Here is a 12505-nt window from a genome sequence, read left to right as displayed (position 1 = left end):
CATCTTTCCAAAAATACTCTGGGGGAATTGCCCATCCCGTAGGGTGGGCAAGGGGGCAAAGCCCCACACAAATCCAACCGTACGTTTCAACCCGTGAATCGTACGAATTTCCACATTAACCAGATGTTCGGTATCCGTGCGCAGGACGCGCAACCGTTTCGTGGCGAAACCTGAACGAAAAAAGGCGACCCGTGGGGCCGCCTTTGAGATCAGTTATGGGATCCGCTTATGAGCCGAAATCGTAAGCCCGCTCGCCGTGAACCGTTAGGTCCAGACCATTGGTTTCTGTCTCTTCGTCAACACGCAGCGGTGTGATCATGCCAACGACTTTGATCAGGATCAGCGTCACAACAACGGTAAAGATACCAACGATTGCAAGCGAACCAAGCTGCGCCGCCCAAGTGCCCGCGCCGAAGACTGCGATCATGATGGTCCCAAAGATACCGCCCACACCGTGAACCGCGAAAACGTCCAAAGTATCGTCGATTTTCAAGCTGTTACGGATCAAGTTCACGCATTCTTGGCACAAGATGCCTGCGATTGCGCCGATGGCCAAAGCCTCAACAGGACCAACAAAACCGGACGCCGGCGTAATAGATGCCAGACCCGCAATTGTGCCGGTAACCATGCCAACCAAAGAGGCTTTTCCGTATTTGAACTTTTCCCAAAGCGCCCAAGTCAAAGAGGCTGTCGCCGCAGAGATGTGCGTTACGGTCAACGCCATCGCCGCACCACCGTCTGCTGCTAGCTGAGAGCCGCCGTTAAAGCCGAACCAACCAACCCAAAGCATCGCCGCACCAATCATCACCATCCAAGGCGCGTGTGGCGGGGTCGTTTTGTTTTTGCGTGGACCAAGCACAACAGCAATCAACAACGCTGCAATACCCGCAGTTTCGTGAACCACGATGCCACCCGCAAAATCTCTGACGCCGGTTTCCCCAAAGATACCGCCATCCGCCAAAAAGCCACCGCCCCAAACCCAGTGAACGACAGGTGCGTAGCACACCAACATCCAAAGTGCAGAGAAGAGAAGAACAAAACCAAAGCCAATACGCTCAACATAAGCACCCACAATCAAAGCCGGTGTGATGATCGCAAAGGTCATTTGAAAGGCAAAGAATAGAACCTCGGGCAGAGTACCCGACAGGCTATCAACAGTGACGCCAGCAAGGAACATCTTGCCCAGACCGCCCCAATACCCAGAGCCACCGTCGCCAAAGGCGATGGAATAGCCAAAGATGAACCACAAAACGCTCATCAAACAAGCGATGGCATAGCAATGCATGAAAACGCTCAGCACATTGCGTGCGCGTACGAGGCCGCCGTAGAACAATGCCAAACCTGGCAATGTCATAAATAGCACGAGTGCTGTGGCAACGATGATCCAGGCGGTGTCCGCTCCGTTCATTGTCCCTATCCTTTTCCTGTTGTCCGTTGGATAGGGGTCAAAGCGGATGGGCTGCTTAAAACAAAGCCATACGTGTGCGAAAGGCGCTTAATTAGTGGTCAAAATACGAACTGATTAAAATTTAGGCGCGAAAGATGGTTGAGTGATGAATTTAGCGTCACAGTTTAGAAAGTGCAGTCTTTAGCATCGAAAGGGCATGATTCTGGGCTGCCACACGCACATTTTTTCGGCCCAACGCCCCAAATTCGACCGTTTCGGTAAGTGTTTCGGTTTTGCTTTTGATGCCAAAACAGACGCGGCCTTCGGGTTTGAACTCTGATCCGCCGGGGCCTGCGATGCCTGTGATCGAAACGGCGACATCGGCTTTGCTGTGTTTTAGGGCACCATTTGCCATTTCTGCGGCGACCTCTTCAGAGACCGCGCCGACCGCGTCTAGCGTGTCTGGGCTAACGCCAAGCATCTCTATCTTGGCGTCGTTGGTATAGGTGATAAAGCCGCGCTCCATTACGGCGGATGAGCCTGCGATGTCTGTCAACGCGGCAAAGACCATGCCGCCGGTACAGCTTTCTGCTGTCGCGATCCGAATGGATTTGGCTTTGGCTGCGTTCAAGACGTCCTCGGCAAGGCTCATAAGATCACCAGATGATAAAGCGCGCCTAGAATGCCGGTACAAATGGCGGCGTAAACACCTGCGATGACGTCATCCAACATTACACCAAGCGCATCGCCGCGACGGTCGGCCCAACCGATGAGGTTTGGTTTTGTGATGTCAAAGAAGCGGAACAGAACGAATGCTGCGATCCAACCAGGATACAATGCTAGCGGATCAAGCCCCATGCGGTAAGCGCCGTAGCTTGTGATCCAAAGGGCAATCCATTGGCCAGCAACCTCGTCGATGACAACTTCGCTGGGGTCATGGTCTGCTTGGCCGCGGGTCACGTTGGCTGTGGCCCACCAGCCCACAAAGAACACGACGAAGGTCGCGACAAACAACAGTGGAAACCCGCCGATATAGTGCAGGGCGAGCGCAAGGAGGACACCAACGGCTGATCCCCAAGTGCCCGGAGCCGGACGCATGTAGCCCGTACCGCAGACGGTTGCGATTAGGCGGCTCATGGTTTCACCAAGGTGGCTGTGGCGATAGAGGCGATGCCTTCTTCGCGGCCAGTGAACCCAAGGCGTTCGGATGTGGTTGCTTTGACCGATACTTGATCCATGCGCAGGCCCATGATCTCTGCCATGCGGGTCATCATTGCTTCGGCGTGCGGGCCGATTTTGGGGCGCTCGCAGATCAGCGTGCAATCGATGTTAGAGATTGCGTAGCCTTTTGATGTCGCCAGATCGACGGCATGTTTTAGGAAGATCGCGCTATCTGCGTTTTTCCATTCCATCTCGCTTGGTGGGAAATGGCGGCCAATGTCGCCCTCTGCCAATGCGCCATAAATGGCATCGGTGACAGCGTGCATGCCGACATCTGCATCGGAATGTCCTTTGAGCGCTTTGTCATGGGGGACGCTGACGCCGCAAAGTACGACGTGATCGCCGTCTTCGAAGGCATGCACATCAAATCCGTTGCCTAGCCGTATATCCATATGTCCTCGCAGGATTTTTTCCGCCCGAGCAAAATCTTCGGGGGTCGTGATTTTTAAATTGTCTTCGGAGCCGGGCACAATGGCAACCTTTAACCCAGCGGCGCGGGCGACTTCGACGTCATCTGCGGCGGGTGTGGTTTGCGCACGATGTGCGTCAAGGATCGCGGTAAACTTGAAGCCTTGTGGCGTTTGCGCGCGATAAAGCTGTTCGCGGGATTGTGTTCCTGTGACGTGGCCGTCTTGTCCGCGCCAAAGCGCATCTGTGACGGGCAGGGCAGGTGCCGCTCCTGTGCTGGTTTTTAGGGCGTTTATGACATCTGTTATGCAGTGATCCGGCACCGTGGCGCGGGCAACGTCGTGGATCAGAACGTTATCGAACCCTTTGCCAACCAACGCCTCTAAGCCATTGCGGACCGAGGCATCGCGGGTATCGCCGCCAAAAACCACATCTACATCTAATGTGTCGTAATGCGCTGCATCGTCTGGATGAACGACAAGCGCGACGTGATCAATGCCCGGGTGATTGCGAAAACGTGAGAGAGTCCAATCAGCTACACGCTTTCCAGCTAATGCACGCCATTGCTTTGGAAGGCCTGCCCCGGCGCGTGTGCCACGGCCTGCGGCGACAATCAGGGCGGCTGTTTTTTCAGCGGTTTGAGTCATGGGAACTGTCTAAGACCTGCCATGGAAAGACGCAATCTACCCCTTGTGTGTGATTAAAATTTAGGCATATGCGTAAATCTAGGACGATTTATTGGGTGATTTCGTTGTGGGTGCGACGTAATAGGCCTAATTTGACAGCACTGAACAAGGAAATGACCGTTGAGTATTCGACTCGGAGATTTGACATTAGACCCACCCGTGTTTCTTGCCCCATTGGCCGGAATCACGGACCTGCCGTTTCGCGAGCTTGTTGCACGATTCGGGGCAGGGTTGGTCGTGTCTGAAATGATCGCCTCGCAGGATTTGCTGAACGCAAAACCTGGTGTGCGTGAAAAGGCCGAGTTGGGCTTTGGCGTTGAAGGGACCGCAGTTCAGATTGCTGGATGCGAGGCCTATTGGATGGGTGAAGCGGCGCGCATGGCAGAAGCGAATGGCGCGCGGATCATTGACATCAATATGGGATGCCCTGCCAAAAAAGTGACCAGCAAGAGCGGGGCTGGCGCGTCTGGGTCAGCCTTGTTGCGCGACTTGGATCATGCATTGACCTTGATCGAGGAAGTCGTGGCCGCTGTTAAAGTACCCGTGACTTTGAAAACGCGCCTTGGTTGGGATGATAACCTGCTTAATGCAGCGGAGCTTGCGCATCGCGCCGAAGCCGCAGGTGTGCAAATGATCACGATCCATGGACGTACGCGGTGCCAGTTTTACAAAGGGCATGCCAATTGGAATGCCATTCGCGCCGTCAAGGACGCGGTGTCTGTTCCGGTGATTGCGAACGGTGACATCGTGGATACGGCGACTGCACGGAATGCTTTGGGGCAGTCAGGTGCGGATGGTGTGATGATGGGGCGCGGTGTTCAGGGGCGGCCTTGGATGCCTGCGTTGGTTGCATCTGATTTATATGAAACGGCCGCGCCATCTATTCCACAAGGAAGCGATTTTTCTGACATGGTTTCAGAGCACTACGAGGCGATGTTGGCGTTTTATGGCGTTGATCTTGGCCTGCGTGTCTCGCGAAAGCATTTGGGTTGGTACATGGATGTGGCCAACACGGACAAACCGCTGCGAAACGAAGTTTTAACCGCAAAGACGGCGCAGGATGTGTTGCGACTTTTGCCTGATGCATTGCAATCACAACCGGAAAGGTCTGTGGCATGATTAATGAAAACGCATTGTGGGCGTCCTTGCCAGTTCCGGCGGTTCTGGTGAACGCCGGTGACGAGATCGTGGATTTGAATGGCGTTGCAGAGAACTTTCTGAATGCCTCTGCACGGACCTTGCGCGGCATGCCGGTTTGGGATCGGATTGCCGTGGATGCGCCGCTTGAAGAGGCATTTGGCCGAGCGCGGGCCAATGGCACACCATTGTTTGTAAATGACGTTGATGTTGGCACGGGAAATGCACCGCCTATGCAATGTAACGTGCAAATTGCACCGGTCGTTGGGTCAGATGGGGACATGATATTCCTGATCTCTCCCAGAGAGTTAGCAAGCCGCGTTACGAAATCTGATAGCGTTAAGAGTGCAGCAAAATCCGCAATCGGTATGGCGGAAATGCTGGCACATGAGATCAAGAACCCACTGGCGGGGATCACGGGTGCGGCACAGTTGCTGTCGATGAACCTGTCACAAGAAGACTTGGAACTGACGGACCTGATCGTTGAAGAAAGCCGCCGCATTGTGAAGCTGCTTGAGCAGGTTGAGCAATTTGGAAACCTGCAACCACCTGCGCGCGAGGCGATAAACATCCATGATGTTTTGGATCGTGCACGCCGCTCTGCTTTGCTGGGGTTTGGCGCGCATATGACGATCATCGAGGATTATGATCCGTCGCTGCCACATGCATTGGGTGATGCGGATCAACTGCTGCAGGTTATTCTGAACTTGTTAAAGAACGCGTCAGAAGCCGCTGGTCGCAAAGGAACTATTCGAATTCGGAGCTATTTCGAACATAGCTTTAAATTAAAACGCAACGATGGCTCGGGCCTCGCGTTGCCGTTGCAAATCGAGATTATTGATGATGGTCCCGGATTACCGCAGGACATTAAGGGCGATATTTTTGATCCCTTTGTGTCAGGCCGAGAGAACGGCACGGGCCTTGGGCTCGCCTTAGTTAGCAAAATTATATCCGATCATGGTGGTTGGATTTCAGTCGATTCAGTGCCCGGACGAACTGTTTTTCGGATTTCCCTGTCGCGCGCACCCAAAGACCTAATTCCCGAAGAGGAGAATTGATTCATGGATGGAACCGTCCTTGTTGCGGATGATGACCGTACTATTCGCACAGTTCTGACACAGGCCCTGACGCGGGCCGGTTGCAAAGTGCATGCGACCAGCTCTTTGACGACTTTGATGCGTTGGGTAAATGAGGGCAAAGGTGATGTTGTCATCACCGACGTGATGATGCCGGATGGCAATGGTCTTGAGATGTTGCCAAAGATCTCAGAGGATCGGCCCGGATTGCCGGTTATTGTGATCTCTGCGCAGAACACAATCATGACAGCCATTCAGGCGGCCGAGGCCGAGGCCTATGATTATCTGCCAAAGCCGTTTGATTTACCGGATTTGATGAAGCGGACGGGCAAAGCTTTGAGCCAAAAGCGCCGTGTGGCTCCGTCGACCTCGTCGGATGAGGCTGATCGTCCAGAAGATCTACCGTTGGTGGGCCGTACACCTGTGATGCAGGCGCTTTATCGCGTTGTGGCGCGGGTTATGAATACGGATCTACCTGTTTTGATTTCTGGTGAATCTGGGACAGGTAAGTCATTAATTGCAAAAGAAATTCATGACTTTTCCGACCGCCGGACATTGCCATTTGTCACAGTAACTGGCGCTGATATTGCCGATATTGAAGGGCCTGCACGGGTTCTGGCACGTGCCAAGGGCGGTACGATCTTGTTCGATGAGATTTCTGATTTGGATGATGATGATCAGGCCCGCGTTGTGCGTATGATCGACAATCCCGGCGATCACGCACCGCGCTTTATGGCAACCAGTCAGCAGAACCTGATGGATTCCGTTGAAAAAGGAACGGTTCGGCAAGATTTGTTCTATCGCTTGAACGGGGCGGCTTTGCACGTTCCTTCGCTGCGTGAACGTGTCGATGATATTCCGCTGCTTGTTGATTACTTCCTTGCGCGCTCTGAACGAGAAGGCGGCCCATTGCGGATGTTTTCTGCAGAGGCACGTGAATTATTCCGCGCCTATAGCTGGCCTGGAAATGTGCGGCAGCTTGAGAACGCGGTGAAGCGTTTGATCCTGACTGCGCGTGGTGACGAAATCACACGATCCGAAGCCGAAGCGATTATCGGGAATCAGCCAGAGGCGGTTCCATTGCTTGGGGGTAACGAAAGCGAGAAACTTTCGGGGTCAGTAGAACGTCATTTGAAGCGTTACTTTGATTTGCACGGCAATATGTTGCCGCCTCCTGGTCTGTATTCGCGGATTTTGCGCGAAATTGAGCTGCCTTTGATCGAGATCGCATTGGACGCAACAGGCGGAAATCAGGCGAAATGTGCTGATCTTTTGGGAATCAATCGCAATACTTTGCGCAAAAAGATCACTGAACTAGATATTCACGTGACACGCCGCCGCAAGTTGATGTAAAACTGCCACAGAGCGTGGCGCGATGGTCGCAAGCCGATCTCGCGCCACTAAATAGGGCGGTCTGTCACGCGAGTGGCACAATATCAATTGGGGTCTGCGGGTGAGCACCCGGGCAAAAACAACACATTGGGTTCGGCTTCGGCGCTTGCAACGGCAGCGCCGCGTGCAAAATTTTGCGACGTTTGGGCTGGTTGTTCTTGGCCCCGTGCTTGCGATGGCGACATTTCTGGTTCTTGGTCCGTTAGATCAAAGCGCGTCGTCTGTTTCGCTTCGCGCTATTCTACTGGCCGATCTTGTTTACGTTCTATTGATCGCAGCCTTGGTCTTACAACGCGTGGTGCGCATGATCGCATCGCGGCGCGCACGCTCTGCAGGGTCACGGCTGCATTTACGGCTGACGGGTGCCTTTGCCTTCATGGCGTTGGTACCGGCTGTCACAATGGCAATCTTTGCCGGTCTGACCATTAATATCGGTCTTGAGGGCTGGTTCTCGGATCGCGTGAGTAAAGTTATCCGTAGTTCTGTCGCGGCGGCGGAGGCCTATGAGGCCGAGCATATTCGCGACCTTGAAACCGATACGATGTTGATTGCGAATTTCATCAACGCGAGTCGCGAAGCATCTTCTTCTATATTTGGTCCCGGTGATTTCCGAGAATTGCTGCAACGCGCACAGCCACAAATTCAACGTGGATTACGCGAAGCCTATATCGTTGATGGCAGCGGAGAAATGCGGGCCCGTGGTGATCGGTCTTATCTGTTCGATTTTGACCGTCCGACGGAAACCCAGCTTAAAGAAGCGGAAGAGACCGGTATTGTCTTTATTCGTGGGTTAGAGCAGGGCGAATTACGGGCCTTGGTTCACCTTGAGGCTTTTGTAGATCGGTTCCTTTATGTCAGCCGTGATATTGATGCCGATATTTTTGCTCTGCTTGATGAAACGCAAGAAACGGCAAAGCTATACGCGCAGCTGGAAAATGAACGTGGCGAAGTGTTGATCCGATTTGGCCTGATCTACATGGGCTTTGCCGTGATCCTAATCTTGGCAGCGACTTGGATGGGATTGTGGTTTGCGGAACGCCTGTCACGCCCGGTTGGCCGATTGACGGGGGCCGCGCAAATGGTTGGTGCCGGCGATTTGGATGTGCAGGTGGTCGAAGAAGAGGGCGATGATGAAATCGCCATGCTGGGCCGTTATTTCAACCAAATGACCAAACAGCTAAAGGTTCAGCGCGCCACCTTGTTGGAAAGCACAGAACAGATTGAGCGACGCCGCCGGTTGTTTGACTCGGTCCTTGGGTCGGTGACCTCTGGTGTTGTGGGCTTGGATGAGGATGGTCGCATTACATTCCTAAACCGTTCCGCACAGCGTTTGTTGGATCGGCCGGATGATCAGAACCTGATCCCGCTAGAAGTTGCCATTCCTGAGTTTGGCGGGATTTTCCATTTGCTTAAGCAAAGCGGCGATGAAGTTGCCCAAGAAGAGATCAAGGTGGTTCGAAATGGTCAGCTTGAAAGTCTACTGGTCCGCATTGCAACGCGTCGCAGCGAAGATGGTGATCTAGAGGGCTATGTGTTGGCCTATGACGACGTGACCGATTTGGTGACGGCGCAACGGATGGCAGCATGGGGTGATGTTGCACGACGGATTGCGCATGAAATCAAGAACCCGCTGACGCCGATCCAATTGTCTGCGGAGCGCATCAAGCGCAAATTCTCACCTCGCGTTGGCGATGACTCCGAAAAGCTTGATCAAATGACGGATGTGATTGTCCGTCAGACGAATGATCTGAGGCGTATTGTGGACGAATTCAGTAAATTCGCGCGCATGCCAGAACCTGAGCGGCGCAGTCTGAATGTAACGCAGTTGGTAAAAGATGCTGTGTTGTTGCAAGAGTCTGGTCAGCCAGATGTGACATTCAAGATTGATATTCCTGATCAGGACATCACGGCACACGCGGATGACACGATGCTGTCGCAGGCGTTGACGAACCTGATTAAGAACGCGGGCGAGGCGATCGAAAGCCTTGCGCAAAAGGGTTCTGTTGAAAACCTTACACCAGAAATTCGCGTTTCACTCGAAGCGCAAGAAGAGCGATGCGTTATTCGCATTGCCGACAATGGCATTGGTTTGCCAGAAGACAGGGCAAAGCTGTTTGAGCCCTATGTGACAACACGCGACAAGGGGACCGGACTTGGTCTGCCGATCGTGAAAAAGATTATCGAAGAGCATGGTGGCAGCCTTGGGCTGGTGGATGCTCCGGTGTTTGACGGAAATTCCCACTTTGGGGCAATGGCAGAGGTCACTTTGCCGGTAACAAGTACGGCGCAAGCCGGTGGTATTGAAAATTAATTGGGGGATATGGTGATGGGCGATATTCTAATCGTAGACGACGAACGCGACATCCGAGAGCTGATTTCGGATATTTTGGAAGACGAGGGATATACCACGCGTCTTGCCGGAACCAGCGATGATGCGATGCGTGAAGTGACGTCAGAACAACCCGCTTTGATGATTTTGGATATTTGGCTGAAAGACAGCCAGATGGACGGGATTGATATTCTAAAGGCTGTGAAACGTGATTACCCGGATGTGCCAGTGGTGATCATTTCCGGCCACGGGAATGTTGAGATTGCGGTCGCCGCCATTAAACAAGGCGCTTATGATTTCATTGAAAAACCATTCAATATTGATCAGCTGCTTGTTGTTATCCGCCGTGCGATGGAAACCAGCCGTCTGCGTCACGAAAACCAAGCGCTGAAACGTCAGGACGTGAAAGCGACCGAGATGATCGGGCAAAGTTCGGCTTTCCGCACTTTGGTGTCGCAGTTGGACAAGGTGACCAAATCCAATGGTCGCGTGATGCTTTTGGGGGCTGCTGGTTCCGGTAAAGAAGTTGCCGCACGTTATATCCATGCGGATTCCAACCATGCGAATGGTCCGTTTGTGTCTGTGAATTGCGCGGGTGTTGAACCTGACCGGATGGAAGAGGTGCTATTTGGGCGCGAAACCTCTGATCGCGGTGTTGAGCCGGGCTTGTTAGAGCAAGCGAACGGTGGCGTTGTTTACTTTGACGAAGTCGCTGACATGCCGCTTGGCACGCAATCAAAAATCCTGCGTGTCTTGGTTGATCAGCGGTTTACGCGCGTCGGCGGATCGGAAAGTGTCAGCGTTGATTTCCGGGTGATTTCGTCGACCAGCAAAGATTTGGATGCAGAAATTGCAGCCGAGCGGTTCCGTCAGGAATTGTATCACCGCTTGGCTGTTGTTCCGATTGCTGTGCCTTCGTTAGAAGAACGCCGCGAAGACATTCCGATGCTGGCGAGCCATTTCATCAATGATTTCAATCAAAGTCAGGGCTTGCCGATGCGCGAGCTGTCTGACGAAGCGATTGCATTGATGCAAACGATGACATGGCCGGGCAATGTTCGACAGCTTAAGAACTTGATCGAACGTGTCTTGATCCTTGGTGATGGGACTGGCCAGATCGAAGCAAAAGAATTGCCTGGGGATGAAAGCCCTGCATCTGAAGACGGACGCGTTGTTTTGTCTGGCGCTTTGGCGACGTTGCCATTGCGGGAAGCGCGCGAAGCTTTTGAGCGGGAATATCTGTTAACACAGATCAACCGCTTTGGCGGCAACATCAGCCGGACGGCCTCATTTGTTGGGATGGAACGGTCAGCGTTGCACCGTAAGCTAAAGTCCCTGGGAGTTGTCACATCGAACAAGGCGGGAAGCCGAGTTGCGAGTGTGGATGCCGATTGATGTCTGCGGATAGTATTTGACGCTGTTTAACAGTTCTGCCACACCAAAGTTCGGACGAATGCGGAGACATCCATGAAGGTCATCATTTGCGGCGCAGGGCAGGTCGGTTGGCAAATTGCGCGTCATTTGTCGAGTGAACGCAATGACGTAACTGTCGTCGACAACAATGCCGATTTGGTGCGCCGGGCAACAGACACGCTTGATGTGCAAGGGGTTTCTGGGTTTGCGAGCTATCCTGATGTGCTTGATCGGGCTGGTGCGCGCGATGCAGATATGATTATCGCGGCCACGCATTCTGACGAGGTCAATATGGTGACCTGTCAGGTGGCCCATTCTGTTTTTGATGTACCTCGCAAAATTGCGCGATTGCGGGCGCAATCTTATTTGGATGTGATTTATTCCGATCTTTATCGCCGCGATCATATGCCGATCGAGGTTGTGATCAGCCCCGAGCGCGAAGTCGCGGCAGCGGCATTGAAACGTTTGGCAGCGCCAGCTGCATTTGATACGGAATTTTTCCTCGACGGTAAGTTGCAGCTTTTGGGCATTATGCTGGATGAAGAATGCCCCGTGGTGAACACGCCTTTGCGGCAACTGTCAGATTTGTTTTCTACATTGCGTGCTGTTGTTGTCGGCGTTCGCCGTGAGGGGACTTTGTTTGCGCCAGAGCCGGGCGACCAGCTTTTCGTCGGTGACGACATTTATGTCATGACCAATATCGAAGACGCACAGCGTGCGCTTGAGATTTTTGGTAAAACATCTGCAAAGCAAGAACGTGTGATTTTGGTCGGCGGCGGGAATGTCGGCCGGATGGTCGCGCAGGAAATCGAAGCCCTGCCTGGGCGTACAATCCGCGCGAAAATGATCGAAAAGAACCGCAGCATAGCTGAGAAATCTGCCGAAGCTTTAGAGCGAACCATCGTTTTGCATGGTGACGGTTTGGATGCGGCGCTTTTACGAGAAGCGGGAATTGATCGCGCTGACGCGGTTCTTGCAGTCACAGATGACGATAAAACCAATATTCTGTGTGCTGTTCGTGCGAAATCACAAGGTTGCCCATTGGCCATCGCGTTGATCAACGATCCGACATTGGTGCCTTTGATGGCGCCGTTGGGCATTGATGCCTACATCAATCCGCGCGGTACGACAGTTAGCTCGATTTTGCGGCATATTCGACATGGTCGCGTGCGTGATGTGTATTCACTCGGCGATGCTGAAGCCGAAATTATCGAAGCCGAAGTGCTTTCGACCTCTCCAATTGCAGGCCAAGAAGTGCGCGACATCGACTTCCCAGAAGGCGTTTTGTTGGGGGGATTGTTGCAAAACGGAGAGCTGGTTAAGCCTGTTGGCTCAACGCGTATCAACGAAGGTGACATTATTGCGTTGTTTGCTTTGGCCAAGGATATTGGCGAAGTCGAACGGCTACTCCAAGTCTCAATAGATTATTTCTAGGTTTAGATGTTATACCGCATCC

The 12505-nt window shown here is 53.1% G+C and carries 10 protein-coding genes; 6 read left to right on the top strand and 4 right to left on the bottom strand.

Annotated features, from left to right (window positions below; translation table 11 throughout):
* Positions 1-226 precede the first annotated feature (226 nt).
* From Q4544_RS00800 to Q4544_RS00785, 4 genes are all read right to left on the bottom strand, one after another.
* Entirely contained in the window at positions 227-1408 is a 1182-nt protein-coding gene (locus Q4544_RS00800) for an ammonium transporter (protein ID WP_303503239.1), read from the bottom strand.
* Positions 1409-1565: 157 nt separating this feature from the next.
* Positions 1566-2039, bottom strand: a complete 474-nt coding sequence (locus Q4544_RS00795; protein ID WP_303503236.1) for a CinA family protein — start codon at positions 2037-2039, stop codon at positions 1566-1568.
* Complete coding sequence (locus Q4544_RS00790; protein WP_303503234.1) at positions 2036-2524, bottom strand: phosphatidylglycerophosphatase A; 489 nt, start codon at positions 2522-2524, stop codon at positions 2036-2038. The genes Q4544_RS00795 and Q4544_RS00790 overlap by 4 nt, the downstream gene beginning before the upstream one ends.
* The gene (locus Q4544_RS00785) at positions 2521-3663 is read right to left on the bottom strand and encodes a bifunctional 2-C-methyl-D-erythritol 4-phosphate cytidylyltransferase/2-C-methyl-D-erythritol 2,4-cyclodiphosphate synthase (protein WP_303503232.1); all 1143 of its coding nucleotides are present in this window, start codon (positions 3661-3663) and stop codon (positions 2521-2523) included. Before Q4544_RS00785 ends, Q4544_RS00790 begins: the two co-directional genes overlap by 4 nt.
* Positions 3664-3822: 159 nt before the next feature.
* Here Q4544_RS00785 and dusB point away from each other — a divergent pair, with 159 nt between their 5' ends.
* The 6 genes from dusB (at position 3823) to trkA (ending at position 12483) form a co-directional block, all read left to right on the top strand.
* The gene (dusB, locus tag Q4544_RS00780) at positions 3823-4821 is read left to right on the top strand and encodes a tRNA dihydrouridine synthase DusB (RefSeq protein ID WP_303503230.1); all 999 of its coding nucleotides are present in this window, start codon (positions 3823-3825) and stop codon (positions 4819-4821) included.
* Positions 4818-5897 (top strand): nitrogen regulation protein NR(II), encoded by a 1080-nt coding sequence (locus tag Q4544_RS00775; protein ID WP_303503228.1) that lies wholly within the window; start codon positions 4818-4820, stop codon positions 5895-5897. Before dusB ends, Q4544_RS00775 begins: the two co-directional genes overlap by 4 nt.
* Before the next feature lie 3 nt (positions 5898-5900).
* Entirely contained in the window at positions 5901-7268 is a 1368-nt protein-coding gene (locus tag Q4544_RS00770; RefSeq protein ID WP_303503225.1) for a response regulator, read from the top strand.
* Between the two features lie 214 nt (positions 7269-7482).
* On the top strand, positions 7483-9618 hold the full coding sequence (locus Q4544_RS00765; RefSeq protein ID WP_303503985.1) for a PAS domain-containing sensor histidine kinase: 2136 nt from the start codon (positions 7483-7485) through the stop codon (positions 9616-9618).
* Between the two features lie 15 nt (positions 9619-9633).
* A complete protein-coding gene (locus Q4544_RS00760; RefSeq protein ID WP_303503223.1) occupies positions 9634-11031 on the top strand; it encodes a sigma-54 dependent transcriptional regulator in 1398 nt (465 codons plus the stop codon).
* A gap of 72 nt (positions 11032-11103) precedes the next feature.
* Positions 11104-12483: a Trk system potassium transporter TrkA gene (trkA, locus tag Q4544_RS00755; protein ID WP_303503222.1), complete on the top strand. Its 1380-nt coding sequence runs from the start codon at positions 11104-11106 to the stop codon at positions 12481-12483.
* Positions 12484-12505 lie beyond the last annotated feature (22 nt).

The organism is Cognatishimia sp. 1_MG-2023 (assembly GCF_030548175.1).
Classification (GTDB): Bacteria; Pseudomonadota; Alphaproteobacteria; order Rhodobacterales; family Rhodobacteraceae; genus Cognatishimia.
This window is presented reverse-complemented; position numbering and strand designations above follow the sequence as displayed.

Bases quoted from the DNA above. Each gene is read 5' to 3' on its own strand.
- Q4544_RS00800 (WP_303503239.1), bottom strand. From the start codon at position 1,408: ATGAACGGAGCGGACACCGCCTGGATCATCGTTGCCACAGCACTCGTG.
- Q4544_RS00795 (WP_303503236.1), bottom strand. From the start codon at position 2,039: ATGAGCCTTGCCGAGGACGTCTTGAACGCAGCCAAAGCCAAATCCATT.
- Q4544_RS00790 (WP_303503234.1), bottom strand. From the start codon at position 2,524: ATGAGCCGCCTAATCGCAACCGTCTGCGGTACGGGCTACATGCGTCCG.
- Q4544_RS00785 (WP_303503232.1), bottom strand. From the start codon at position 3,663: ATGACTCAAACCGCTGAAAAAACAGCCGCCCTGATTGTCGCCGCAGGC.
- Q4544_RS00775 (WP_303503228.1), top strand. From the start codon at position 4,818: ATGATTAATGAAAACGCATTGTGGGCGTCCTTGCCAGTTCCGGCGGTT.
- Q4544_RS00770 (WP_303503225.1), top strand. From the start codon at position 5,901: ATGGATGGAACCGTCCTTGTTGCGGATGATGACCGTACTATTCGCACA.
- Q4544_RS00765 (WP_303503985.1), top strand. From the start codon at position 7,483: ATGGCGACATTTCTGGTTCTTGGTCCGTTAGATCAAAGCGCGTCGTCT.
- Q4544_RS00760 (WP_303503223.1), top strand. From the start codon at position 9,634: ATGGGCGATATTCTAATCGTAGACGACGAACGCGACATCCGAGAGCTG.
- trkA (WP_303503222.1), top strand. From the start codon at position 11,104: ATGAAGGTCATCATTTGCGGCGCAGGGCAGGTCGGTTGGCAAATTGCG.